This window comes from Isoptericola haloaureus, assembly GCF_036689775.1.
GTDB lineage: Bacteria > Actinomycetota > Actinomycetes > Actinomycetales > Cellulomonadaceae > Isoptericola > Isoptericola haloaureus.
Genome location: NZ_JBAGLP010000110.1, coordinates 83,645 through 108,716 on the forward strand (window position 1 = coordinate 83,645; position 25,072 = coordinate 108,716).

A 25,072-nucleotide genomic window follows, 5' to 3' on the forward strand; every position below is an offset into this window, starting at 1 on the left:
CCGGAGCTTCGGCCGCTCGTCAGGCGAGCCGGGCGACGACGTGGTCGACACACGCCGTCAGTGCCGCGACGTCGTCGGGGTCGACCGCGGGGAACATGCCGACGCGCAGCTGGTTGCGCCCCAGCTTGCGGTAGGGGAAGACGTCGTAGACCCCGTTCGCGCGCAGGTGGCCGACGACGGCCGAGGCGTCGATCGTCTCGTCCAGGTCGATCGTGCCCACCACCGTGGAGCGCTCCGCCGGGTCGGCCACGAAGGGCGTCGCCCAGTCGCGGTCGGCGGCCCAGCCGTAGAGGTGCTCGGCCGAGCGCTCGCAGCGGCGCACCGACCAGTCCAGGCCGCCGTGCTCCAGCAGCCACTCGACCTGGTCGGCGAGCATCACGAGCGTGCCGACCGCCGGCGTGTTCAGCGTCTGGTCCTTGCGCGAGTTGTCCAGCGCCGTCGTCAGCGACAGGAACTCCGGCACCCACCGGCCGTCGCCGGCGGCCTCGACCTCGGCGGCGCGCGCGACCGCCGCCGGGGAGAGCAGCGCGAGCCACAGGCCGCCGTCGGCCGCGAACGCCTTCTGCGGCCCGAAGTAGTAGACGTCGGTCTCGTGCAGGTCGACCGGCAGGGCGCCGGCGCCCGAGGTGGCGTCGGTGAGGACGAGCGCGTCGCCCGCCGGGCGCCGCACCGGCGCCATCGCGCCCGTCGACGTCTCGTTGTGCGGGGTGGCGTAGACGTCCACGGCGTCCGACGGCGTGAGGTACGCGACGCCGCCCGGCGCGGCCTCGACGACCTCGGGGGCGGCGAGGAACGGTGCCCGCGCCGTGGCCGCGGCGAACTTGCCGCCGAACTCGCCGAACACCGCGTGCTGGGCCCGGTGCCGCACCAGCGAGGCCGTCGCGACCTCCCAGAAGGCGGTCGACCCGCCGTTGCCGAGGGCGACCTCGTAGCCGTCGGGCAGGGCGAAGAGCTCGGTCAGGCCCGTGCGCACCCGGCGCACGAGGTCCTTGACCGGGGCCTGGCGGTGCGAGGTGCCCAGCACCGGCCGCGCGGGGTCGCCGGCCGCGACGAGGGCGTCGACCTGGCCGGTGCGGACCTTGGACGGGCCGGCGCCGAAGCGGCCGTCCGCAGGCAGCATCGACGCAGGGATCTGGAGGGTCATGCGAATAGACTAGGCCCGGGCCTCAAGACGGGAGTGGACGTGACGGACCTGATCGACACCACCGAGATGTATCTCAAGACGATCTACGAGCTGGGTGAGGAAGGCATCACGCCGCTGCGCGCCCGGATCGCGGAGCGTCTGGGCCACTCGGGACCGACCGTCTCCCAGACGGTCGCGCGGATGGAGCGGGACGGTCTCGTCGTCGTCACGGGCGACCGCCACCTCGAGCTCACCGCGGACGGTCAGGAGAAGGCGGTGCGGGTCATGCGCAAGCACCGGCTCGCCGAGCGCCTGCTGACCGACGTGATCAAGCTCGACTGGCCGCAGGTGCACAACGAGGCCTGCCGTTGGGAGCACGTCATGAGCGACCTGGTCGAGCGTCGTCTCGTGACCCTGCTCGACCACCCGCACCACGACCCGTACGGGAACCCGATCCCCGGCCTGTCCGAGCTCGGGGAGCAGTACGAGGAGATGCCGTTCCTCGAGGGCGTGCAGTCCCTGCCGCTCTTCCTGCAGGGGGCCTCCGACGACGGCGCCGCGGTCGTGCTGCAGCGCATCGCCGAGCCGGTGCAGGTCGACGACGAGTTCCTCGAGCGACTCTCCGACGCGGGCCTGCTGCCCGGGGTGAGCATCGAGGTCGAGCGGGCGGGGGACGACTACGTCGTGCGCACCGCCGACGGCGACGGTGCGCTCGAGCTGCCCGAGGACCTGGCCAAGCACCTGTTCGTCGCGGCGCGCTGACCGCGATCCGTGATCGGAACGTGACATCCCTAGGGGGTTCCGGTACGGTCGGACACGCTCACGCAAGTGTCTTGCGCGAGTGCCGGGACGGACGCCGAACCCTGTCACCGTCCCGGTTCCCACGGATGACCGCACGGCAGGGGCGGGGGACCCACTTCCGGGCACCGGAGACGGTGTCCTCGGGGTGAAGTCCCACGGTCCTCGGATCGTGGGGCCGGGTGATTTCTCCCACCCGAACCCGACAGCTGACCTCGTAGGCGAACGGAGAGGTTGAACGTGACTGCTCGCAGCATGCGCGGTAAGCACCGCGCCGCCCGCCGCCCGATGATGGCGGCCCCCTCCGCGGCCGCCGGCCGTCGGGCTGCTGTGGTGGCGACCGCCGGTGGCCTGCTCGTGTCGACGATCGGCGGGGCGACCGCCGCGCACGCGGCACCGGTGGACTCGGACGCGGCCAAGAAGCTGAGCACCGTGGACCTGGGTGCGCTGACCGACCAGGCCAAGCAGGCGCTGGAGGCGGCGCCCGTGGTCACGGTCGACGCCGAGGCCAAGGTCACCGTCGAGCGCGTGACCCCGAAGATCGCCGAGAAGGCCGACATCAAGGCCGCGCCGGAGCCCGAGCCGGAGCCCGTGCGCGAGACCACGCCGTCCCGCTCCGGCGAGCGGGAGTCGGTCTCGACGTCCTCCTCGTCGTCCTCGACCTCCTCGTCGAGCACGACCGAGTCCTCGAGCTCCGCCTCCTCGGTCCCGGCCTCCGCCGTCGGCTCCTCGGTCATCTCGGTCGCCTCGCGCTACGTGGGCGTCCCGTACGTCTCCGGCGGCACGACGCCGTCCGGCTTCGACTGCTCCGGGTTCACCCAGTACGTCTTCGCGCAGGTCGGCATCTCGCTGCCGCGCTCGTCCTCGGACCAGCGCTACGCCGGCACCGTCGTCTCCCGAGCCGCCGCGCAGCCGGGCGACCTCATCTGGTCCCCGGGCCACATCGCGATCTACGCGGGCGGCAACACCCAGATCGACTCGCCGCGTCCGGGCAAGACCGTCCAGTTCCGCAACATCTGGCAGTCCAACCCGACCTTCATCCGGGTCGGCTGAGCCTGCCGGACTCCACGACAGAGGGCCCTGTCGCGCCGAGAGCGCGACAGGGCCCTCTGTCGTCCGTCCAGGGGTCTCGCGGAGACAGGGGCGCGGGCGCTCCCTGAAGCGCTCAGCGGGCCGTCCAGACGCCGAATCGGGGCCCGCGGAACACGCTCGGCCCGGGATCGTGATCGAAACGTGACATGGCGCCGCGTATCAGATACGGTTCAGGCGTTCGGTGGAGCATTCTGCCGGACCTCGACCGGACGCCGAGCCCTGCCGCCGGTCGTGAACCGAGACCCAGGCAGGGGCGGGGGACCCACTTCTGGGCACCGGAGACGGTGTCCTCGGGGTGAAGCCCCACGGTTCTCGGACCGTGGGGCCGGGTGATTTCTCCCACCCGAACCCGACAGCTGACTTCGTAGGCGGACAGGAGAGGGAAGACGTGAACGCACGCAACACCACGCGCGGCCGGCACCGGGCCGCACGCCGCCCCATCACCGCACCCTCGGCCGCAGCCGGCCGTCGCGCCGCCGTGATGGCCACGGCCGGTGGTCTGCTCGTGTCGACGATCGGCGGGGCGACCGCCGCGCACGCGGCACCGGTGGACTCGGACGCGGCCAAGAAGCTGAGCACCGTGGACCTGGGTGCGCTGACCGACCAGGCCAAGCAGGCCCTCGAGACCGCGCCTGTGGTCACCGTCGACGCCGGGGCCAAGGTCACCGTCGAGCGCGTGACCCCCAAGATCGCCAAGAAGGCCGACATCAAGGCCGCGCCGGAGCCCGAGCCGGAGCCCGTGCGCGAGACCACGCCGTCCCGCTCCGCCGAGCGCGAGCCGGTCTCCACCTCGTCCTCCTCGTCCTCCTCCTCGTCGTCGAGCACGACCGAGTCCTCGACCTCCTCGGCGCCCGCGGCCAGCAGCTCGCGTGGTTCCCAGGTCGTGTCCATCGCGGCCCGCTACCTGGGCACCCAGTACGTCGTCGGCGGCGCCTCGCCCTCCGGCTTCGACTGCTCCGGCCTGGTGACCTACGTCTACGCCCAGGTCGGCGTCTCGCTGCCGCACTCCTCGAGCGCGATCCTCAGCGCCTCGAACACGACGCAGATCTCCTCCTCCGAGGCGCAGCCGGGCGACCTCATCTGGTCCCCGGGGCACATCTCGATCTACATCGGCAACGGCCAGCAGATCGAGGCGACCCGCCCCGGTGGCTGGACCGTCCGCCAGTCCAGCCTCTGGCAGTCCAGCCCGACCTTCCTGCGGGTCACCGGCTGATCGTCCCGCGACGACTCCCGACGCCCCGGCACTCCGCGTGAGTGCCGGGGCGTCGTGCTCTGCGCTGGACGTGGCGGCGCGGGTGCTGTTCTCGGCGCTGCCCCCGCTCGACGGCCCGGCTTTGCTGCGTCTTGCGGCCTGCTTTCGCTAGGCTTGAACCACGGTTCGCCGGACGCCGAGGTCCGGACGTACGAGGGAGGCGCGAGATGACACGTCCTGAGGTCGTCCTGGTGGGGGTCGACGGCTCCGAGCCGAGCCTGCACGCCCTGGACTGGGCAGCGGCATATGCCGAACGGGTCGGCTGGCGCCTGCACGTGGTGTGCACCTACTCGCTGCCGTCGTTCACGGCCGCGTCGCTGGACGGCGGGTACGCGGCGCTGGACGACACGGCGATCGCCGAGGGCGCGAAGGCGGTGCTCGCCGAAGCCACGGCCCGTGTCGAGGGCATCGGCGTCCCGGTCCAGGGGACCGTCGCCACCGGTGACGCCGCCGGGGTGCTGGTCGAGATGTCGTCCGACGCGTGCCTCGCGGTCGTCGGGACGCGCGGCCGGGGCGGCTTCACCGAGCGTCTGCTCGGCACGGTCTCGTCGGCGCTGCCCGCGCACGCCCACTGCCCGACCGTCGTGGTGCCGTACCGCTCGGACCCGGAGGAGGGCGACGGCCCGGACCGCCGGGACGGTGCCGCCGTGCATGCCGTGCGACGCATCGTCGTCGGTGTCGACGGATCGCCGACCGCCGAGGTCGCGCTGCGGCACGCCGTCGAGCAGGCCGAGACCTGGGGCGCCGAGCTCGTGGCCGTGGCCGGCGTCCCGCTGGGCAGCGGCGCGGGGGTCCTCGCCTGGTTGCCGTCGCAGATCGACCACGAGCAGATCCTCGACGACGTCCGCGCGGGGCTGGACGTCATCGTCGACCGGGTCGCGGCGGAGCATCCCGGGCTGACCATCAAGCGGCACGTGCTGGACGGGTCCGGGGCCGAGCTGCTCACGGAGTTCTCCGGCGCCGCGGACCTCGTCGTCGTGGGGTCGCGCGGCCGTGGAGGATTCCGCGGCCTGCTGCTCGGGTCGACGAGCCAGGCGGTGCTGCACCACTCCAAGTGCCCGGTCCTCGTGGTGACGCGCAAGTGTGACGAGGAGCTGCAGGCCGACTCCGCCGCCTGAAGGCGCCCTAGCTCGGTCTGCCGCCCACCTGCGCGCCCCACCCTCCGCCGCCCCACCTTTCGTTGTGGGCATGAAATCTGCAGGTCGGACCGAGGTCCGACCTGCAGATTTCATGCCCACAGCACTGGGGCGGGCGGTTGCTCCCCGGGGCTGTGGATAACGCCGGCGCGAGTGCCGACGGCTCTGGCACGGTCGTGTCGTGCCGCGATCACTGCCTGAGGACGACGACCTTCCGGAGCGGCCCTTCCGCGTCGCCGATGCCCTCGCGCAGGGCGTGGAGCCGACGACGCTGCGTCGGGTCCGGTTCGACAGCCCCTTCCACGGCGTGCGCGTCGCGTCCGGGGCGGCGGCCGGGCTCGAGGCACGATGTCGCGCTCTGCTTCCGGTCCTGGGCGACGGCGTGGTCTTCAGTCACGTCACGGCCTTGCGGCTGTTCGGCGTCGACGTCCCGTGGACGATGGAGGACCTGGCGGCCGACGGCGCCGCACCGCACGTGGTCACCGCCGCTGCGGCCGACCGTCCCCAGCGTCAGGACGTGATCGCGCACCGGACCCGGCAGGAGGTCCTCGACACGACGACGATTCGCGGGTTGCCCGTGACGACGCCTGCCCAGACGTTCGTCCACGTCGCCGCGCATCTGCGGTCGCCGGACGACATCGTGGTGCTGGGTGACGCGATGATGCGGCACGCCCGCGAGCTCACGAGCCCCACGGAGCTGGCACGGCTCGCCGCACGCACCCGGAAGGTCAAGGGGATCGCTCAGGTCCGTGCCCAGATCCCGCGCCTGCGTCCCGGCACCGACTCGGTGACGGAGACCCGGACACGACTGCAGCTGACGGATGCCAACCTGCCGTGCCCGCTGGTCAACGCGACCATCCGGCTCGCCGACGGCACCTACGTCAAGCGGTGCGACCTGCTCTACCCGGAGCATCGGGTCGTCATCGAGTACGACGGCGACCAGCATCGCACCGACCGCGGGCAGTGGCGGGAGGACGTGCGTCGGCGCCGATGGGTCCAGGAGCTCGGGTACCAGGTGGTCGTCGCGGTCGGCGACGACCTGACGCGGAACGGTGGTGTGCGTCCTGGCGGCGTCGTGGGACGGGTCCGTCCGCTGCTCGATCGTGCTCCGACACCGGTGCCGGCCGGTACGCCGGAGACCGTCGTCGTGCCGTACCGCGCCACGATCTGAGCGGCGACCTCAGCGTCTTCCCGGGGCGCCCGCCGTTGTGGGCATGAAATCTGCAGCCGACCTCGGCGTGTCGACTGCAGATTTCATGCCCACAACGATGGGGCGGCCGGGTCGGCCGGGGCGGCCGGGGCGGGTGGGGTGGCGCGCGGAGGGACGCGGCGGGTCAGTGGCGGTTGCGGTAGAGGTACATCGTGATCGGCGCGAACACCGCCGTCATCACCACCGCCGAGACGAGCACGGTGACGATGTCGCCGGCGTCGACGACCCCGCCCATCAGGCCGCGGACCGCCGTGACCAGGTGCGTAACCGGGTTGACGTCCACGAACGCCTGCAGCCCGGACGGCATCGTCGCGGGGTCGACGAAGATGTTCGACGCGAACGTCAACGGCATGAGCACCATCATCGACACGCCCATCACGGCGTTCGGGGTGCGCAGCAGCAGGCCGAGGATCGTGAAGATCCAGCTCAGCGCGAAGGCGAAGACCAGCAGCAGCGCGACGCCCGCGACCACCCCGAGGACACCGCCGTCCGGCCGGAAGCCGATGACGAGCCCGAGCCCGATGCACATGACCGACGCGATCGTGTACCGCACCTGGTCCCCGAGCAGCGCGCCCACGATCGGTGCCGGCCGCCAGACCGGCAGGGAGCGGAAGCGGTCGAAGACGCCCTTGGTGATGTCGGAGTTCAGCGTGTAGCCGGTGTAGACGGTGACGATGATGATCGTCTGCACCAGGATCCCGGGCAGCAGGAACTGGATGTACGCCGTCGTCGACCCGGCCAGGGCCCCGCCGAACAGGTACGTGAACATCAGCGTGAAGACGACGGGGGAGACGAGCACGTCGAAGAGCTGTTCCGGCACGTGCTTGATCTTGAGCAGCGCCCGCCACCCGAACGTCAGCGACGTCGAGACGGCCGACGGGCGCGACGGCCGTTCCTCCAGCGCGACGGCTTCGCGCAGGGTGGTCGTGCTGATGTCGACGGCGGTCATCGGGACACCTCCTGCTCGAGGGCGGGCTCGCCCGAGCCCTGCTCGTCCTCCGGCAGCGGCTCGCCGGTCAGCGTCAGGAACACCTCGTCCAGGCTCGGCTGGCCGAGGGAGAACTCCGGAACGGCGATCCCGGCCTCCTCGAGCGCGGGGAGGACCTGTGCCACCCGGTGCGTGCCGTCGTCGGGCACCCGGGCGGTCAGGCCGTACGGGTCGGTGGGCAGCGTCGGCTCGGTCCCGAGCACCCGCTGCACGACGGCGGCCGCCTCGGCCCGCCGCGCGGCGTCGGCGAGCCGCAGCGTCACCGCGCCCTGGCCGACGGAGTGCTTGAGCTCGCTGGGCGAGCCCTCGGCGATGAGCCGGCCGTGGTTGATCACGCCGATGCGGTCGGCGAGCTGGTCGGCCTCCTCCAGGTATTGGGTGGTCAGCAGCACCGTGGCGCCGTCCTGGACCAGCACGCGCACGATGTCCCACACCTGGTTGCGCGATCGCGGGTCCAGCCCGGTCGTGGGCTCGTCGAGGAACAGCACGCGCGGGGACAGCACGAGCGAGGCGGCGAGGTCGATGCGCCGCCGCATGCCGCCGGAGTAGGTCTTGACCTGTCGTCCACCGGCGTCGGTGAGGCTGAACGCCGCGAGCAGGTCGGCGACCCGCTGCCGCGCCGCGGGCCCGCGGAACCCGTACAGCCGGGCAAGCATCAGCAGGTTCTCGGTCCCCGTGAGGTCCTCGTCCACCGAGGCGTACTGGCCGGTGAGTCCGACGGCGGCACGGACGGCGTCGGCCTCGGACACGACGTCGTGGCCGAGGACCTTCGCGGTCCCGGCGTCCGGGCGCAGCAGCGTGGCGAGCATCCGCACGACCGTCGTCTTGCCGGCGCCGTTGGGCCCCAGGAGGCCGTACACGCTGCCGGTGGGGATGGCCAGGTCGACGCCGTCGACGGCCTTCGTCGTCTTCTTGCCGGAGGTGAAGTGCTTGACGAGGCCGGTGGCCTCGACCGCGTGCTGGGGCCCGTCGCGCATGAGGGTCTCCTCGGTGGGTGTGCTGCCAATGTAGAACGTAGGACGCGGCACCGACAGAGAATTCATCGTTCGGCGGACGGGCGCCCGCGAGGTCGTTAGGGTTTCGCCCATGACCCCCCGCACCGCGCAGCCCGTGCACCACCCGGGCGCCACCGCCGAGCGCCTCAACACCGCCTACCTGGCCGACTGGGTGGCCACGCAGGCCGGTCTGGCCCGACTGCCCGGCGTGCAGTACGCGGTGAGCATCGACGGCGAGCTCGTCCTCGACGGCGCGTGGGGCGTCACGGACCTGACCTCCGGCACCCCGCTGCGCCCGGACCACGTCTTCCGGGTCGCCTCGCACTCCAAGACGTTCACCGCGACGGCGGTCGCCCGGCTGGTCGACGCCGGCCGGCTGCGTCTGGACGACCCGCTGTCCCGGCACGTCGCCGAGCTGGACGGCTCCGACGTCGGGCGGGTGACGGTGCGCGAGGCGCTCGGGCACACCGGCGGGGTGCTGCGCGACGGCCACGACGCCGACTACTGGCAGCTCGCGACGCCGTTCCCGGACCGTGCCACGCTGCTCGACGAGGTCCTCAGCCACGGGGAGGTCTTCGGTCGCGGGGAGCACTTCAAGTACTCCAACCTCGCCTACGGCCTGCTCGGCATGGTCATCGAGGAGATCACCGGCACCCGGTACAGCGAGCACGTGCGCACCGAGCTGATCGAGCCGCTGGGCCTGGCCGACACCTCGCCGGAGCTGGACGACGACGTCGCTCGCCGCGCCGTCGTCGGGCACAGCGCGCGAGCGCTCGCCGCCCCGGGGCTGGCGACGATGTTCGCGGACGGCCGGCTGCCGGTGGCGGCGGTGACCACGGGTGCGTTGTCGGCCGCGACCGGGTTCTGCTCGACGGCGCGCGACCTGGTGCGCTGGGCGGACGCGCACGCGGACGGCTCGACCCTGGTGCGCCCCGAGACGCGTCGGCTGCTGCAGCGCGACGAGTCGGTGATCGACCGGCCGCACAGCCCGCGGCGGGGCTACGGGCTCGGGTTCGAGACCCGCGAGGTGGGCGGCCGCCGGCTGGTCGGCCACTCGGGTGGCTTCCCGGGGCAGATCACGCGGACGTGGTTCGACCCGTCCGAGCGCATCGCCGTCGCCGTCCTGACGAACGCGATCGACGGCCCGGCGGACGCGCTCGCGCTCGGGATGTTCGGGCTGGTCACCGCGGCTCTGGAGGGTCTCGAGGCCGGGTCTGCGGCCGAGGCCGGGGCCGAGGCTGAGGTTGAAGCCGGGACCGGGGCCGACGGCGGCGATCCGGCCGCGCCGGCCACCCCGGACGGCGAGTCGCCGGACGACGGCGAGACTGCGGCCGAGCGGTCGCCGGACGACGGCGGCACCGCTCCGCACCCGCTGGACCGCTGGACGGGCCGGTTCGCCAACCTGTGGGGCATGACGGACGTGGCGCGGCTGGGCGACCGGCTGTGGGCCGTCGACCCGCGCCGGGCGGACCCGCTGGACGGTGCCGAGCGCCTCGAGGTCGACGGCGACGTGCTGCGGCCGGAGCCGCACGCCGGGTTCGGTCCGGTCGGTGAGCCGATCCAGGTCCTGCGGGAGGCCGACGGCCGGCCGAGCGCCGCCGTCGTCGGCGGGATGACCTCGTGGCGTGCGGACGACTTCGAACGTCAGCGCCGGGCGCACGCCTCCCGCTAGACGACCGCCGGCTCCCTGTGCGCGGCGCCCGTGCGCTGTGGGCGTGAAATCTGCAGCTCTGCCCCACGCAGAACTGCAGATTTCACGCCCACAGCTTCATGGCCGCTGCGCGGTGTCAGAGGTGGAGGGGGTCGAGCCGCGGCGGCGGCAGCGGCCGCGGCTCCTCGAGGGACTCCGACCCGAACCGCTCCGGGGCGAGCAGACGCATCACCGCGTCGTCCAGGTTCGCGCGGATCGCTGCCTCCAGACCGTCGGCGTCCCGCGCCTCGAGCCGTTCGACGATGTCGGCGTGCGCCTCGGCGGCGTCCTTGCGCACGACGTACTCCTCGCTGACCGTGAAGCTGGCGATGCGCACCTCGACGATCAGCGTGCTCATCCAGTGCAGGAGCCACGGGTTGCCGCTCGCGGCCACGAGCTGCCAGTGCACGTTGAGGTCCGCCGCGCCGACTCGCAGGGCGTCGTGGGTCGCGTCGGCGCGCACCAGCTCGTCGTGGGCCGAGCGCACGGCAGCCACCTGGTCCGCCGTCGCCGTGTCGACGGCGGCGCGCGCCGCCGTCGTCTCCACCATCGTCCGCGCGGCGTACAGCGGGCGGATCCGGTCCTTGCCGATGGTCCGCACGGACAGGCCGCGTCCCGGGGTCGCGACCACGAGCCCTTCGGCGACGAGCCGCTGCGCCGCCTCGCGGAACGGGCCACGGCTGACGCCGAGCTGCCGGGCCACCTCGATCTCGCGGATCGGTGCCCCGACGCGCAGGGCTCCGGTGTAGATCGCGTTGCGCAGCTCGACGGTGATGAGGTCCACCGTGGAGGGTCGGGTGACGGGGGAGAGGGCCGGTGCGGCACCGGGCGCAGGCCGGTGGGGCGGGTGCATGGAGCTCCTTCCGAGGTCACGACACGACAACGATCCCGGTCGGCGGATGTTGCAGGCAGATGTCGCCGGGTGAAGTCTGCCGCGCCGAAGGGCGTGATCACGCCGATCTTGCGATTGTAGGACAATCAGACGCGACGACACGCCCATTGTCGGATCGTTCGGAACGGGGATACCGTAACGAATCGTCCACACATCCAGCCCCGCTGTGTCCACGTCGGGGCGACGGAAGGAGACTCCCGTGCAGTCCACGAGGACCACGAACCGCCGCCGGGCTCTCGCCGCGGCCGGCTCCGCTCTTGCTCTGACCGCCCTGGCCGCGTGCTCGAGCGTCGACGACGGTGGCTCGGACACCGGCGACGGCGGCGACACCGGCGACAGCGGCGACGGCGAGTCCATGTCGACTCTCGCCGACCTGCAGGAGGCCGGCTCGATCAACGTCGGCTTCTTCGGCGAGGTGCCGTACTCCTACGAGGAGGACGGCGAGCTCACCGGCGCCACCATCGAGCTCGGCCGCCAGATCTACGGCGAGCTCGGCATCGACGAGGTCACCGGCACGCAGGTCGAGTGGGGTGCGCTCATCCCGGGCGTCAACGCCGACCGTTTCGACGCCGTCAGCGCGGGCATGTCGATCCTGCCCGAGCGGTGCGAGCAGGTCGCCTTCGCCGAGCCCACGATCATGTACACCACGGCCTTCCTCGTCCCCGAGGGCAACCCCGAGGGTCTGGAAGACTGGCAGTCGGTCGAGGGCAGCGGGCTGACGCTCGCGGTCACCTCCGGCGCGATCGAGGCGGGCTACGCGGACGAGACCGACGTCGAGGCCATGGAGGTCCCGGACCGTCAGGCGGGCCTGGACGCGGTCGTCTCCGGTCGCGCCGACGCCTACGCCCTGACCGGCATCTCGCTGCGTGCTCTGGCCGAGGAGACCGACCAGCCCGTCGAGGCGACCGAGGCGTTCGTCGCCACGATCAACGGCGAGCCCCAGATCGGTGCCGGCGCGGAGGTCTTCCGCCAGGACGACACCGAGCTCCTCGCCGCCTACAACGACGGCCTCGCCACCTACCTGGAGGACGAGGACGCCTGGCTCGAGGTCATGGAGCCCTTCGGCTTCTCCGGCACCGAGTTCCCGCCCTCCGGTCTGACCGCAGAGCAGCTCTGCGACCCGGACCAGGACCTCTCCGACCTCGCGGACGAGCTGGGCATGGACTACTGAACGCATGAGCGATGACATCCAGGACCTCGTCGAGAGGCTCCCGCTCCTCGGGGACGCGGTTCTTGTCACGTTGCAGATGACAGTGGGCGGGGCTCTCCTCGCCGTCGTCATCGCTGTGCTGCTCGGGTTCGGCTCGCGCACCCAGACTCTCTGGGTGCGCGGGCCGTCCCGCGTCGTCGTCGAGTTCTTCCGCGGCACGTCGCTCGTGGTCCAGCTCTTCTGGCTCTTCTACGTGCTGCCCGTGTTCGGCTTCAAGATGGAAGCGCTCGCCGTGGCGATCGTGGCGCTCGGGCTCAACTACGGCGCTTACGCCTCCGAGGTGGTCCGCGGGTCGATCGCGTCGGTCCCGCAGGGGCAGTGGGAGGCGGCGACCGCGCTGAACATGACGTGGTTCCACAAGGTGCGGCGGGTCATCTTCCCGCAGGCATGGGCGCTGATGATCCCCATGCTGGCCAACCTGCTGATCCAGCTCCTCAAGGGGTCGGCGCTGGCGTACTACATCACGCTGCAGGACGTGAACTTCTGGACCGTCGAGCTGCGGCGGGCCACGGCCGACACGTTCTTCAGCTACACGGCCGGTCTGATCGTGTACTTCATCATCGCCTACCTGCTGACCTGGGGGATGAACATCCTGGAGGAGCGCGCCAAGCGGCGGCTCGGCCGCGGCACGCGGCCCACCCTGCGTGAGACGTTCGGCCTGAAGCCCGCCTCCAACCCGAGGCTGGCCAACATCGCGGGAGCCCCGGCTGGGGGTGGCGGCGCATGAACAACGACAGTATCTGGGATTGGGAACGCGCCTGGGAGGTGCTTCCCGACCTGCTCCAGGGCCTCTCGGTCACCATCCAGATGACCGTGCTCGGCATGATCATCGCCTCGGTCCTGGGCCTCTTCATCGCGCTCGCGATGCGGACCCCCTCGCGCTGGCTGACCACTCCGCTGAAGTTCGTCGTGGACTTCATCCGCATGACGCCTCTGCTGGTGCAGCTCGTGTTCGTCTACCTGCTGCTGACCTGGGTGCCCGGCTACGTCGTCGGCTTCGTCGTGCTCGGCGTGCACTACGCGACGTACATGTCCGAGGTCTACCGCGCGGGGATCGAGGCCGTGCCGAAGGGACAGTGGGAAGCAGCCACGGCCCTGAACATGGCCAAGGGGCGCACCTGGCGTGCCGTCATCCTGCCGCAGGCGATCCGCAACACCCTGCCCGGACTGGGCAACTACGCGATCTCCATGTTCAAGGAGACGCCGTTCCTCTTCGCCATCTCCGTGACGGAGATGTACAAGGCGGGGCAGGACTACGGTGCCAACACCTTCTCGTACATCGAGGCGCTGACGATGGTGGGTCTGCTCTTCCTCGCGGTGAGCTACCCGACCTCGCTGCTGGTGCGCAGGATGGAGATCCGTCTTGCCTGATCCGAACCACCCCGGGGAGAGCCCGACCATGACCACTGCCACGGGTGACGTGCCCGCCATCGAGTTCCGGGACGTCGACAAGCGCTTCGGCGACAACGTCGTCCTGGACGGACTCAACTTCTCGGTCCCGCAAGGCCAGCGCGTCACGCTGATCGGCCCGTCCGGGTCCGGCAAGACGACGATCCTGCGGCTGCTCATGACGCTCGAGGAGCTCAGCGGCGGCCTCATCCTCATCGACGGTGACCCGTACACGCACGAGTACAAGGGCGACAAGTGGGTCGCCGTCCCCGAGAAGCGGCGGCGCGTCGTGCGCAACCGTGTCGGGATGGTCTTCCAGCAGTTCAACCTCTTCCCGAACATGACCGTGATCGAGAACATCATCGAGTCCCCGATCCACGTCCTGCGCAAGCCGAAGGACGAGGCGATCGCGGACGCCGAGCGGCTGCTCGAGAAGGTCGGCATGACCGAGAAGCGGGACTTCAAGACCAACGAGCTGTCCGGTGGTCAGCAGCAGCGCGTGGCGATCGCTCGCGCGCTCGCGATGGACCCGGAGATCCTGCTGCTCGACGAGGTCACCTCGGCGCTCGACCCCGAGATCGTCGCCGACGTCCTCGACGTCCTGCGTGAGATCGCGGAGACGACGGACATCACGATGCTGCTCGTGACCCACGAGATGCAGTTCGCCCGCGAGGTGTCGGACCGCGTGCTGATGTTCGACAAGGGTCAGATCGTCGAGGAGGCGGACCCCGAGACGATGTTCACGAACCCGACGCACAACCGCACCAAGGAGTTCCTCAAGGCCGTGCTCGGCGGCTGACGAGGCACTCGCCCGGAGCGGAGTCGCAGGGTCGGACGCCAGAAGAATCTCGGCTGACCTGCAGGTGCACGAACGGCCCGCCTCACCCGGAGCTCCGGGAGGGGCGGGCCGTTCGTCGTGCGCGCTAATCCGAGGAACCGGTGTCGTCGGAGCCGGTACCGCTGCTCCTCCCGGAGGAGGACGTGCCATCCTCGGGCGTCGCCGGATCGGTCGGCTCGGCCGGCTCCGTGGGCTCGGCGGGGTCGGTCGGCTCGGCCGGGTCCGTCGGTTCGACCGGGGTCGTCGGCTCGGGGCTAGGCTCCGGCGTCGTGCCGGTGCCCCCGTCCGTCCCGGTGCTGGACTCGTCGGTCGGCTCGACGGACTCCTCGTCGTCGGTCCCCGTCGACGAGCCGTCGGTGCCGGTCGTCGCGCCGGAGCCGTCGCCCTCCACGATCCGGTTCCCGGAACCCACGACGTCGGCGGAGTCGCGCTCCACCGTGCGGCTCAGGCTCGTCCCGGACCCGTCGACGCCCTGGACGGCAGCGGCCAACGGCTTGCCCATGAACAGCTCGGCCACGAGCACGACCCCCATGACGACGACGAACACCACGGCCGTCGAGGCGGCGAGGACGCGGAAGGTGCCGTGACGGTCGATCGTCCGCAGCCAGGCGTTGCGCGGCCGGGCCGGGGCATCGACGTGGTCGGAGGGCCCGTCGGTCTCGTCCTCGACGGCGCCCGCGCCGACCGCCGTGACGGTCGCCGTACCCGGGGCGGCCTGCGACGCCGGGGTGCCGCCGTCGGGCAGCGCACGTGCCTCGGGCCGCGGCCGGACCATCTGGCCGACGACGGGCTTGAGCTGGGCGTGCGTCTTCTCGATGGAGCGCGTGTAGAGGAAGTTCGCCACGACCGTCAGGACGCTGGCGACACCGGCGCCGATGATGGTGCCGGCGATGCCGAAGAACGACAGCATGACGGTGGTGCTGACGGCGGCGAGCGCGCTGGCGACGATCTGAGTGACCGAGAGCTTGGTGGGCTCCGGCAGCTTCTCGTCGGCCTCGGTGCGGGCCGGGCGCTCGTCGCTCGGGGGAGGGGCGATCGCGGTCACGGGCGCCTCCTGGGTGCGCAGGGACAGGGGAGCCCGCGTCACCCGTCGGCCGACCTGCCGTGCGTTGCTGCGGGTCCGACGTCGGCCGCGGGCTGTCCTGAGATTCTAGGAAGCGACTGTGCGGTCCCCGGTGGGGATCCGGGGAGTTTCTGTGCTGTGCCCGACGCCACGCCCCTCGGCGTTGTGGGCATGAAATATGCAGCTGCACCCCGGGCGCAGCTGCATATTTCACGCCCACAACGGGCAGCGGGTCAGGCGGAGGCGGACTCCGCGGCGGCGAGCAGGATGCAGGTCGCCACGCCGTCCATCGCCACGCGGACCTCGTCCAGCGGCGGCATGGACGGCGCCAGCCGGATGTTGGCGTTCTGCGGGTCCTTGCCGTACGGGAACGTCGCCCCGGCCGGGGTCAGCTTGATGCCCGCCTCGCCGGCGAGCTGGACGACGCGCGAGGCGGTCCCCGGCACGACGTCGACCGACACGAAGTAGCCGCCGTCCGGGTCCGTCCAGGTCGCCACGCCGGTGTCGGCGAGCCGGTCGCCGAGGATCTCGACGACCGCACGGAACTTCGGTGCCAGGATCTCGCGGTGCTTGGCCATGTGCGCCCGCACCCCCGCCGCGTCGCCGAAGAACATCGCGTGCCGGAGCTGGTTGACCTTGTCCGGGCCGATGGCGCGGAACGACAGGTGCTTCGTGAACCAGGAGATGTTGGCCGGCGAGGACGCCAGGAACGACACCCCGGCGCCGGCGAACGTGACCTTCGAGGTCGAGGCGAACATCAGCACGCGGTCCGGGTTCCCGGCCTCGGCGGCCAGGTCGATCGCGTTCGCCGACTTCGTCTCGTGATCGGTGAGGTGGTGCACCGCGTAGGCGTTGTCCCAGAAGATGCGGAAGTCCGGCGCGGCGGTCGGCATGGAGACCAGGCGGCGGGCCACGGCCTCGGAGATCACCGAGCCGTCCGGGTTGGCGTAGGTCGGCACGCACCACAGGCCCTTGACGGACGGGTCGTGGGCGACGAGCTCGGCGACGGCCTCGGCGTCCGGGCCGTCCGGCGTCATCGGCACGGTCACCATCCGGATACCGAGCTCCTCGCAGATCGCGAAGTGGCGGTCGTAGCCGGGCACGGGGCAGATGAAGGTGATCTCGCCCTGCTGCGACCACGGGCCCTCGCCCCCCGGGGCGCCGAACAGCATCGCCTGCACGACGCAGTCGTACATGAGGCGCAGCGAGGCGTTGTCCTGGGCGAGCAGCTGGTCCGTGGGGACGCCGAGCAGCTCCGCGAAGATCGCGCGCAGCTCGGGCAGGCCGTCCAGCCCGCCGTAGTTGCGCACGTCCGTGCCGTTGGCCGCGGTGTGGTGGCCCTCTCCGGGCAGCGACAGCAGCGGCTCGGACAGATCGAGCTGTTCGGCGGAGGGCTTGCCCCGCGTCAGGTCCAGGGAGAGGTCCCGGGCCTGCAGGGCGGCGTACTGCTCGCGCAGCTCCGGCAGTCGGGCGGCGAGCGCAGGGTCGACGGCGGCATGGTCGGCTGGTGAGGTACTCACGGGTCCGAGCCTACGCGGCCGGGCTGCCGCCGTCGTCGTCGGGAACGCCCAGATTCCGACGCCGAAATCTGCGGCGACGCCCACCTGACGCCGGCTCCGGCTCCTCGAGCAGCGGGGCCGGGGGCTGCTCGATCAGGTGCGGGAAGTGCCCGGGCGGGACGCCGAAGGCGCCGCGCGACTGTGCCACGACCCCGTGGCCGAGCGCACGGCCGCCGGCGAACCCGACCACCGCGCCGACGCCGAACGGAATCATGCGTCCCAGGGCCAGCGAGCCCTGCTTGGCGACCTGCCGGCGCAGGAACCGGTGCGTCAGGACCCGGTTGACGCGCTTGAGCGTGGACTGCGGCATCGAGGTCAGCAGCACCTTGCCCCAGGCCATCTGCGACCCGGCCGCCGCCTTCTCGACGTCGCGGGCACCGGCCTCGCCGAGCACGCTGGCCAGCAGCAGGGCCCGACGCCGGGCGACGTCCTCGATCGCGATGCCGTGCACGCTCGCCACGCCCAGGGAGAACGCGGCCGAGGAGGCGAAGAACGTCGCGATGTCGCTGGTGGTCAGCGCTGCGGCGGCCGTGGTGCCCACCGCCGGGGCCGCGGCGGCCGCGCCGACCGCGCCGCCGGCCGTCGACACCAGCGCGATGTACTCCTTCTCGAGGATCCGGATCACGCCGGCGGGGTCGGCCTCCGGGTTGCGCCGTCGCACCGAGGCGACGTGCCGGTGGATCGCGGCCGAGGGGAGCGTGACCGCCTTGGTCAGCAGCGCGTCCAGCACCGGCGTCGGCCGGTACCGGGTCCAGGACTCCAGCTCCTGGGCGGGCTGCGGGTCGTGCGGCGTGGTCACCGTTCGGACTCTACCGGCCGTGCCGCGAGAGCTCTCGGGCGAGCCGGTACAGGGAGACGTGCATCATCCCGCGCAGGAAGAGTCCCACCAGCACCTCGTTGGCACGCCGCGGCCAGGGCCCGGCGAGCCGGGCCTCCTCCCACCAGACGATCCGGGTGCGGTCGGCGTCCACCGGCACGACGTCGAAGCCCGCGTCGCCGTACAGGTATGGACCCTTCTTCTGTACAGCACTCCGGCCGACGGTGCCGGCGCGCGACGACGGCGGCTCCTCGGCGGTGACGACCATGCGGTCCGGGAAGCCCGGCCGGCCCCGCCCGACGCCGGGGCCGCTGACCATGGTGAACTCGTCGCCGACGCCGAGGGGAGCCGTCGGTTCGGGGCGCAGGTGCGTCAGGGGGATGAACCGCGGGTGCGTGCGCGGGTCGGCGACCCAGGCGAACGCGACGCTGGCCGGCACCGGGACGATGCGGGCGACCTCGACGCGGTGCGCGCTCATCGGTCCTCGGACCGGTCCCGGGGCGGGACGAACTCGGCGTCCGGCACCTCGGCGCCGACCTTGAGCGTGCGGCCCACGGTGCAGGCGCGGTCGATGGAGCGCTGGGCGAGCAGCAGCGTCTTGGCGCGGGTCTTCTCGTCCAGCCCGGACAGGTCGATCTCGAAGATCTCGGACAGCACCGGGTAGCGGTCCTCGTCCATGTCCTTGGGGTCCTCGACCCGGATGGTGGTCTCGTAGTCGTCGCCGAGGACGCGGGCGAACTTGGTGTCGCTCGACATCCCGGCGCAGGCGGCCAGCGCGATCTTGAGCAGCTCGCCCGGGGTGAACACGGCACCCTCGGACGCCGGGCCGACCTCCACGGTCGCGCCGCGCGCGCTGACCCCGCGGTAGGTGCGGGTGCCGGTGCGCTTGACCCACAGGGGGTCGGTCGGCGACGGGGTGACGGCGGCCGGGGCGTCCTCGACAGTCTGATCGGTCATGGGTCGATCCTCGCACCTTCTCCCGGACGCCGAGATCGACCCATCCGTACCGAGATCGACCCACCGTGGGTCGATCTCGGTACGGGCACGTCGATCTCGGCGGCGAGGGGGCGGGATCTCGGTACGGGTACGTCGATCTCGCGACACGCCCGGCGTCAGCGCGCGAGCAGCTCCTGCGTACGGACGACGGCGGCCTCCCGGTGCGACGCGGTCGCCCACGCCCGCGCCTCGTGCGACGTCGGCACCAGCTGCAGCCGGGCCGCGGCGTCGCGCACGGTCAGGGTGGCCAGCTCGCGCCGCCCGGGCCGGACGGTGCCGGTGGCGACCGGCGCCGGCACCGTCACCCACCAGCGCGGTGAGTCGTCCCCGCGCACCCACAGCTCGACGCGGTCCGGCAGGAACGCGTAGACGACGTGCTCGCGGTCCGGGCAGTCGGGCGGCAGGCCGCGCGTGCCCGCCCGCAACGACCGCGCCTCGGCCGTCAGCGCCGTCGTCGGACGCCCCACGACCAGCGGTGCACCGGGGCGGTGCCGGGCGACGTGCCGCACCTGACCCCGTACGCGGGCCGCGACGAAGCCGAACCAGGCCAGCACGCCCAGCACCGCGACGACGGCGAACACGGCGAGCCACAGCCACACGCGCGGCTCGTCCAGCCGGCGCCCGATCCGCGCCAGGACCAGCAGCACGATCAGCACCGAGACCAGCCCGGCCAGCCCGCCCGTGGCCAGGCCCCGGCCGGGCAGCGTGCGACGCGGCATCTCTGGCTCCCTCGGGCTCGACAGGACGTCCGTAGACTCTCGCACATGAGCGGAGCCCCGGAGTCGATCCCCACCCCCTACGAGGACCTCCTGTGCGACGTCCTCGCGACCGGCACCCCCAAGGGCGACCGCACCGGCACCGGGACGCGGAGCGTGTTCGGGCGTCAGATCCGCTACGACCTGTCCGCCGGGTTCCCGCTGATCACCACCAAGCGGGTGCACCTGCGCTCGATCGCCTACGAGCTGCTGTGGTTCCTGCGGGGCGACTCCAACGTGCGCTGGCTGCAGGAGCGCGGCGTGACCATCTGGGACGAGTGGGCCGACGCCGACGGCGAGCTCGGTCCCGTCTACGGCGTGCAGTGGCGCTCCTGGCCGACGCCGGACGGGCGCCACCTCGACCAGATCGCGGCCGTCGTCGAGCAGATCCGGAGCAACCCCGACTCCCGCCGGCACGTCGTCACCGCCTGGAACCCGGCCGAGGTCGACCAGATGGCGCTGCCGCCCTGTCACGTGATGTTCCAGTTCTACGTCGCCGACGGACGGCTGAGCTGCCAGCTCTACCAGCGCTCGGCGGACCTGTTCCTCGGGGTCCCGTTCAACATCGCCTCGTACGCGCTGCTGACCCACATGGTCGCCGCGCAGACCGGTCTCGAGGTCGGCGACTTCGTGTGGACCGGCGGCGACTGCCACATCTACGACAACCACGTCGAGCAGGTCGAGCGCCAGCTCGCCCGGGACCCGTACCCGTACCCGACGCTGCGGCTCGCGCCGCGCGACTCGATCTTCGACTACACCTTCGAGGACATCGAGGTCCTCGGGTACGAGCACCACCCGGGCATCAAGGCGCCCGTCGCGGTCTGACGAGCCGGGCGATGATCGGACTCATCTGGGCCCAGGCCCGTGACGCCGCCGGCCGTGCCGTCATCGGGGCCGACGGCGGTATCCCGTGGCACGTGCCCGAGGACTTCGCGCACTTCCAGCGCACGACGGCGGGACATCCCGTCGTCATGGGACGGCGCACCTGGGAGTCGCTGCCGGAGCGCGTGCGGCCGCTGCCGCGCCGGACGAACGTCGTCGTCACCCGCGGGCCGGCCGACGACGTCTCGGCGCTCGCCGTCCCCGAGCGGCGCGAGAGCCTCCGCGTGGCCGGCTCGGTCGCGACGGCGCTCGCTGCGGCGGCCGAGGCTCCCGGCGGGGACGAGGTGTGGGTGATGGGCGGGTCGCGCGTCTACGCCGACGCGCTGCCGCGGGCCGACCGGCTCGTCGTCACCGAGATCGACCTGGAGGTCGCCGGGGACGCGTTCGCGCCCGCCGTCGACCCCGCTGAGTGGCAACCGGCCGGAGCCGACGACGGCGGCTGGGTGCCGTCGTCGGGCCCGGACGGCCTGCGCTTCCGCATCCGCACCTACCGCCATCGGGGCTGATCCGGTACCGGGCGGCCGGTCGCGACCACGGTCCACGACGGGTCGACCGCCTCGCCGAAGCCCTGGGACTGCACGGTCGGCGTCCCGTCGTCGGCCACGACGACCCGGAGCGCCACTGTCGCCACCTCGTCGCCGACGACGGCGAGGCGGACGCCGAGCGTCCCGGGTGCCGACCAGCCCGCGGTCACCGTGGACAGCCCGGTGCGCGCCGGGTGCTGCGGTCCCGAGGTGACCAGGCCGTCGCAGCGGAGGGACAGCTCGGTGTCCGCGGTGGCGGTCACCCAGCGCAGCCGGCCGCCGGCGGCGTCGACGTCCAGCTCGAGCCGCACGGGAGGCGCCTCCGGCGGCTCGAGCTCCCAGCTGCCGGTGACCGGCCGGGCGTGCCCGTCCTCGTGCCGCGGGGCGGGCCACGACAGCGGGCCGGTCTTGGGCGGCTCGAGGTCGTCGAGGGAGCCCAGCAGCCGGTCGATCAGCCAGCGGTCCCCACCGGGGCACGCCTGGGAGTCGGCGGTGACCACCATCGCCAGGTCGCGCGCCGGGTCGGCCAGGGCGAGCTGGCCGCCCATGCCGAACATCAGCGCGCCTCCGCCCCGGGGCAACCACAGCTGCAGCCCGTAGCCGCCGCGCAGCCGGTCGCCCCAGGGCTGGACGGTCGTGTCGGTGTGCCAGGCGGTCGCCTGCCGCACGAGCTCCGGGGGCAGGAGCTCCGTCCCGGCGTGCGTGCCGCCGTCGCGCAGCAGCCGCGCCAGGCGCAGCAGGTCCGCCGCGGTGCACACGAGCCCGGACCCGCCCTGGGCGACGCCCTGCGGGTCGGTGAGGAACCGGAACGCACCGCTCACGCCGAGGGGGTCGAGCAGCCGAGGCCGGAGGTACTCGACGAGCGACGTCCCCGCGGTCCGCTCGACGAGGGCGGCCAGGACGTGCGACCCGCTGGTGTCGTAGGTGAACACCGTGCCGGGCCGGTGGGTCGGTGGCACCCGGAAGTACGACTCGACCCAGGGTCCCGCGGACCGCTGGTACGTGGTGGCGCGGTGGGGTCCGCGCATCGCCAGCACGTCGCGCAGCGTCGTCGCCTCCACCCAGGGGTGCACGGGTGCCATCTCCGGGAAGTGCCGCAGCACCGGGTCGTCGAGGTCGACGCGGTCCTCGGCGGCGAGCAGGCCGACGGCCAGGCCCGTGACCGTCTTGGCCACCGAGTACATCCGTCGCGGGGTGTCGACGGTCACCGGCGTGCAGGCGACGTCGACGGCGAGCTCGTCGCCCCGCAGCACCTGGACGGTGTGCAGGGCGATGTCCTGGGCGGCGGTCTCCCGCAGCAGGTCCGCGCCGCTCATCGTGCGTCCTCGGTGGTGGGCGTGCCCGGCATGTCGTCGCGCGCCGGGGAGGTCGTGGGCGGGAGGTCGGCGTCGTTGCCGACGGGCTGGGTGCGGGCCATGTGACGAGGCTAGTAACCGGTTTCCTGTATGGTCCAGTCATGGCTCTCAACGTCGAGAACATCACGCCCGGCGGGCAGGACAGCGCTTCCCCGTCCTCGGGAGCGACGTATCGCAACCCCGTGCTGGCGGAGGACTGGCCCGACCCCGACGTGGTCCGGGTCGGCGAGGACTACTACCTGGTCGCCTCGAGCCGCCACCGCAGCCCCGGGCTGCCGGTGCTGCACTCGCGCGACCTGCTCAGCTGGCACCTGCTGACCCACGCGCTTCCTCGCGTCGCACCGGACTCGTACGGCGAGCTGCCGCGACACGGGGCCGGCGTGTGGGCACCGTCGATCCGTCACCACGACGGGCAGTTCCACATCGTCTACGCGGACCCGGACCGGGGCATCTTCGTCACCAGTGCGACCGACCCGGCCGGTCCCTGGTCGCCGCCCCGCCTGCTGCTGGGCGGGCTGGGGCTCATCGACCCGTGCCCGCTGTGGGCGGCCGACGGCCGCACCTGGCTCGTGCACGGCTGGGCGCGCAGCCGCGCCGGCGTGACGAACAGACTGACGATGATCGAGGTCGACGCCGCGCTGACGCGGCCGCTCGGCCCGGGGAGCGTCGTCGTCGACGCCGAGGAGATCGACGGCCGGGGGGACCTCGCGGGCCCCACGCTCGACGAGCGCGACGGCTGGTACTGGATCTTCGCCCTGGCCGGGGGCGCCGACGGCGGGGTCCAGACCGTGCTGCGCGCCCGCGACCCGCTCGGTCCCTACGAGTACCGGGTCGTGCTCGCCCACCGCGACACCCCCGACCACGGTCCGCACCGGGGCTCCTGGGTCGACACCCCGGACGGTGACGACTTCTTCGTGCACGCCGGCGACGCCGACGCCTTCGGCCAGGTCCTGCACGTGCAGCCGATGACCTGGCGCGACGGCTGGCCCGTCCTGGGCGACCCCGTACCGGGCCAGACCTGGGGGCAGCCGGTGGCCGAGCACCCCACCCCGCACGGCACCGCGGCGGGTGCCCGGTCGCTGCTGGCCGCGGACGACTTCCGCGGACCGCTCGACCCCCGCTGGCGCTGGCAGGCCGACGCCGGGCAGTGGGCCGAGGCCTCCGGGGGCCGGCTGCGGATGCTGGGTCCGCCGGCCGACGCCGGCAACCTGCGGACCCTGCCCAGCGTCCTCGGCCAGCCGCTGCCCGCGCTGGGCGTGCACCTGTCCACGACGGTGCGCCTCGACGGGCCGACGGCGTCCCGCGCCGGGCTCGGGGTGCTCGGCCTGGACTACGGCTGGATCGGGCTGGTGCGCACCGAGGGCGGGTGCGACCTCGTCGTGGCCACCCGCGGCGAGGGCGATCGCGACGAGCGTCGGGTCGTGCTCGACCGGCTGCCGTCGCAGAGCGAGGTCGCGGTCGGCCTCGACGTGGACACGGCCGCCCGGGTGCGGTTCCGGATCCGCCGCGACGCCGGGTGGGAGCAGGTCGGACCGGAGACGACCGCGACCCGCGGCCGCGGGGTCGGGGCCGAGCTGGTGGTCTTCGCCGGCGCCCCGCTCGGCGCCGTGCCCGCGACCGGTCGCTTCGGCGCGCTCGAGGCCCGCCTCGACCAGGGCGTGCCGATGCTCGCGACCGGCCGGACCCCGGGGACACCGTTGCGGCTGCGTGCGGGAGCCGAGCCCGTCGCGACGCTCGACGACGGGCGCTCGATGCGCACCGTGGACGCCCCGCGGCCGTTCCTGCACCCGGTGCGCACGACGACGGGCGTGCCGGTCACCGAGGTGGCGCCCACCGACCACCTCCACCACCACGGCGTCTCGATGGCGCCCGCCGACGTCGACGGGGTCACCTTCTGGGGCGGTCGCACCTACGTGCGCGACCAGGGGTCGACGATGCTGGCCAACCAGGGCCGCCAGACGGTGCTCGACCAGGTCGCGGACGACGACCGGTGGTCCGGCACGATCGCCTGGACGGATCCCGCGGGCCGGGAGATGGCCCGCGAGCAGCGCTTGGTCGTCGCCGAACCGCTCCCCGGCCGCGACGACGCCTGGCGGCTGCGCTGGCGCTCGACCCTGACACCCACCGAGCGAGTCAGCATCGGGAGCCCGGCCACCAACGGGCGCCCCGGGGCCTTCTACGGGGGCTGGTTCTGGCGCACCCCGTTCGGCGACCCCCGCGTGCTCGTCGCGGACGGCGAGGGCATGGACGCCGCGCACGGGGGCACCTCGCCCTGGCTCGCGCTGTGCGACGACGTGGCGAGCCTGGTGGCCGTCCAGCGCGGTCCGGTGCTGCCGTGGTTCGTGCGCACCGGCAAGTACACCGGGTTCGGCCCGGCGCTCGCGGTGGACCGCCGCCTCGAGATCACCCCGGAGCGGCCCCTGGAGGTCGCCGTCGACGTGCTCGTGCTGGACGGCCCGGCCGACCGCGAGCGCGTGCTCGCCCTGGTCGAGGCGACCGGCGACTGAC

The 25,072-nt window shown here is 72.8% G+C and carries 24 protein-coding genes and 2 riboswitches; of the genes, 13 read left to right on the forward strand and 11 right to left on the reverse strand.

The features are described from left to right. Positions 1-19: 19 nt before the first annotated feature. Positions 20-1,144: a phosphoserine transaminase gene (gene serC / locus V5O49_RS04285; protein WP_332901143.1), complete on the reverse strand. Its 1,125-nt coding sequence runs from the start codon at positions 1,142-1,144 to the stop codon at positions 20-22. Positions 1,145-1,183: 39 nt separating this feature from the next. Here serC and V5O49_RS04290 point away from each other — a divergent pair, with 39 nt between their 5' ends. From V5O49_RS04290 to V5O49_RS04310, 5 genes are all read left to right on the forward strand, one after another. Beyond that, positions 1,184-1,885: an iron-dependent transcriptional repressor DtxR gene (locus V5O49_RS04290; RefSeq protein ID WP_332901144.1), complete on the forward strand. Its 702-nt coding sequence runs from the start codon at positions 1,184-1,186 to the stop codon at positions 1,883-1,885. Positions 1,886-2,002: 117 nt separating this feature from the next. Beyond that, positions 2,003-2,159: riboswitch (cyclic di-AMP (ydaO/yuaA leader) on the forward strand. A gap of 2 nt (positions 2,160-2,161) precedes the next feature. Continuing rightward, a complete protein-coding gene (locus V5O49_RS04295; protein ID WP_332901145.1) occupies positions 2,162-2,974 on the forward strand; it encodes a C40 family peptidase in 813 nt (270 codons plus the stop codon). 263 nt (positions 2,975-3,237) lie between these two features. After that, positions 3,238-3,399: riboswitch (cyclic di-AMP (ydaO/yuaA leader) on the forward strand. A gap of 2 nt (positions 3,400-3,401) precedes the next feature. Further along, positions 3,402-4,226 (forward strand): C40 family peptidase, encoded by an 825-nt coding sequence (locus V5O49_RS04300; RefSeq protein WP_332901146.1) that lies wholly within the window; start codon positions 3,402-3,404, stop codon positions 4,224-4,226. Positions 4,227-4,432: 206 nt separating this feature from the next. Then, complete coding sequence (locus V5O49_RS04305; protein ID WP_332901147.1) at positions 4,433-5,383, forward strand: universal stress protein; 951 nt, start codon at positions 4,433-4,435, stop codon at positions 5,381-5,383. 199 nt (positions 5,384-5,582) lie between these two features. Then, positions 5,583-6,572 carry a DUF559 domain-containing protein gene (locus V5O49_RS04310; RefSeq protein WP_332901148.1) on the forward strand — a complete coding sequence of 330 codons (990 nt, stop codon included), beginning with the start codon at positions 5,583-5,585 and terminating at the stop codon, positions 6,570-6,572. A gap of 163 nt (positions 6,573-6,735) precedes the next feature. Here the strand turns inward: V5O49_RS04310 and V5O49_RS04315 are convergent, their stop codons facing one another. Both V5O49_RS04315 and V5O49_RS04320 read right to left on the reverse strand, forming a co-directional pair. Then, entirely contained in the window at positions 6,736-7,560 is an 825-nt protein-coding gene (locus V5O49_RS04315) for an ABC transporter permease (protein WP_332901149.1), read from the reverse strand. Then, complete coding sequence (locus V5O49_RS04320; protein ID WP_332901150.1) at positions 7,557-8,576, reverse strand: ATP-binding cassette domain-containing protein; 1,020 nt, start codon at positions 8,574-8,576, stop codon at positions 7,557-7,559. Before V5O49_RS04320 ends, V5O49_RS04315 begins: the two co-directional genes overlap by 4 nt. A gap of 109 nt (positions 8,577-8,685) precedes the next feature. On the opposite strand from V5O49_RS04320, the gene V5O49_RS04325 reads away from it, so the two are divergent. Continuing rightward, entirely contained in the window at positions 8,686-10,266 is a 1,581-nt protein-coding gene (locus tag V5O49_RS04325; protein ID WP_332901151.1) for a serine hydrolase domain-containing protein, read from the forward strand. Between the two features lie 115 nt (positions 10,267-10,381). Here V5O49_RS04325 and V5O49_RS04330 read toward each other — a convergent pair whose 3' ends face one another. Next, positions 10,382-11,137, reverse strand: coding sequence for a GntR family transcriptional regulator (locus tag V5O49_RS04330; protein ID WP_332901152.1), 756 nt, complete (start codon positions 11,135-11,137; stop codon positions 10,382-10,384). Between the two features lie 238 nt (positions 11,138-11,375). Between V5O49_RS04330 and ehuB the strand changes: the two genes are divergently transcribed. Genes ehuB through V5O49_RS04350 form a run of 4 tightly spaced genes read left to right on the forward strand, consistent with a single transcriptional unit; the run spans position 11,376 to position 14,574 of the window. Further along, a complete protein-coding gene (gene ehuB, locus V5O49_RS04335) occupies positions 11,376-12,347 on the forward strand; it encodes an ectoine/hydroxyectoine ABC transporter substrate-binding protein EhuB (RefSeq protein WP_332901153.1) in 972 nt (323 codons plus the stop codon). Between the two features lie 4 nt (positions 12,348-12,351). Next, positions 12,352-13,113: an ectoine/hydroxyectoine ABC transporter permease subunit EhuC gene (ehuC, locus tag V5O49_RS04340; RefSeq protein ID WP_332901154.1), complete on the forward strand. Its 762-nt coding sequence runs from the start codon at positions 12,352-12,354 to the stop codon at positions 13,111-13,113. Further along, a complete protein-coding gene (gene ehuD / locus V5O49_RS04345) occupies positions 13,110-13,757 on the forward strand; it encodes an ectoine/hydroxyectoine ABC transporter permease subunit EhuD (protein ID WP_278235319.1) in 648 nt (215 codons plus the stop codon). The genes ehuC and ehuD overlap by 4 nt, the downstream gene beginning before the upstream one ends. Positions 13,758-13,785: 28 nt before the next feature. Next, positions 13,786-14,574: an amino acid ABC transporter ATP-binding protein gene (locus tag V5O49_RS04350; protein WP_332901155.1), complete on the forward strand. Its 789-nt coding sequence runs from the start codon at positions 13,786-13,788 to the stop codon at positions 14,572-14,574. Positions 14,575-14,698: 124 nt separating this feature from the next. Here the strand turns inward: V5O49_RS04350 and V5O49_RS04355 are convergent, their stop codons facing one another. The 6 genes from V5O49_RS04355 to V5O49_RS04380 form a co-directional block, all read right to left on the reverse strand. Then, positions 14,699-15,658 carry a hypothetical protein gene (locus V5O49_RS04355; protein ID WP_332901156.1) on the reverse strand — a complete coding sequence of 320 codons (960 nt, stop codon included), beginning with the start codon at positions 15,656-15,658 and terminating at the stop codon, positions 14,699-14,701. A gap of 251 nt (positions 15,659-15,909) precedes the next feature. Continuing rightward, positions 15,910-17,196 carry an aspartate aminotransferase type Ic gene (locus V5O49_RS04360; RefSeq protein WP_332901157.1) on the reverse strand — a complete coding sequence of 429 codons (1,287 nt, stop codon included), beginning with the start codon at positions 17,194-17,196 and terminating at the stop codon, positions 15,910-15,912. Between the two features lie 10 nt (positions 17,197-17,206). After that, positions 17,207-18,034, reverse strand: coding sequence for a hypothetical protein (locus V5O49_RS04365; protein ID WP_332901158.1), 828 nt, complete (start codon positions 18,032-18,034; stop codon positions 17,207-17,209). A 10-nt stretch (positions 18,035-18,044) separates the two neighbouring features. Beyond that, positions 18,045-18,530, reverse strand: a complete 486-nt coding sequence (locus tag V5O49_RS04370) for an SRPBCC family protein (protein ID WP_332901159.1) — start codon at positions 18,528-18,530, stop codon at positions 18,045-18,047. Then, positions 18,527-19,009, reverse strand: coding sequence for an OsmC family protein (locus tag V5O49_RS04375; protein WP_332901160.1), 483 nt, complete (start codon positions 19,007-19,009; stop codon positions 18,527-18,529). Before V5O49_RS04375 ends, V5O49_RS04370 begins: the two co-directional genes overlap by 4 nt. A 155-nt stretch (positions 19,010-19,164) precedes the next feature. Next, positions 19,165-19,767, reverse strand: coding sequence for a hypothetical protein (locus V5O49_RS04380; RefSeq protein WP_332901161.1), 603 nt, complete (start codon positions 19,765-19,767; stop codon positions 19,165-19,167). Between the two features lie 45 nt (positions 19,768-19,812). On the opposite strand from V5O49_RS04380, the gene V5O49_RS04385 reads away from it, so the two are divergent. Further along, positions 19,813-20,628 carry a thymidylate synthase gene (locus tag V5O49_RS04385; protein ID WP_332901162.1) on the forward strand — a complete coding sequence of 272 codons (816 nt, stop codon included), beginning with the start codon at positions 19,813-19,815 and terminating at the stop codon, positions 20,626-20,628. An 11-nt stretch (positions 20,629-20,639) separates the two neighbouring features. Then, positions 20,640-21,191: a dihydrofolate reductase gene (locus V5O49_RS04390; RefSeq protein ID WP_332901163.1), complete on the forward strand. Its 552-nt coding sequence runs from the start codon at positions 20,640-20,642 to the stop codon at positions 21,189-21,191. On the opposite strand, the gene V5O49_RS04395 is transcribed toward V5O49_RS04390, so the two are convergent. Continuing rightward, on the reverse strand, positions 21,173-22,525 hold the full coding sequence (locus tag V5O49_RS04395; protein WP_332901164.1) for a serine hydrolase domain-containing protein: 1,353 nt from the start codon (positions 22,523-22,525) through the stop codon (positions 21,173-21,175). The two genes, V5O49_RS04390 and V5O49_RS04395, sit on opposite strands and share 19 nt — an antisense overlap. Before the next feature lie 140 nt (positions 22,526-22,665). On the opposite strand from V5O49_RS04395, the gene V5O49_RS04400 reads away from it, so the two are divergent. Further along, entirely contained in the window at positions 22,666-25,071 is a 2,406-nt protein-coding gene (locus V5O49_RS04400) for a family 43 glycosylhydrolase (protein ID WP_332901165.1), read from the forward strand. Position 25,072: the final 1 nt, after the last annotated feature.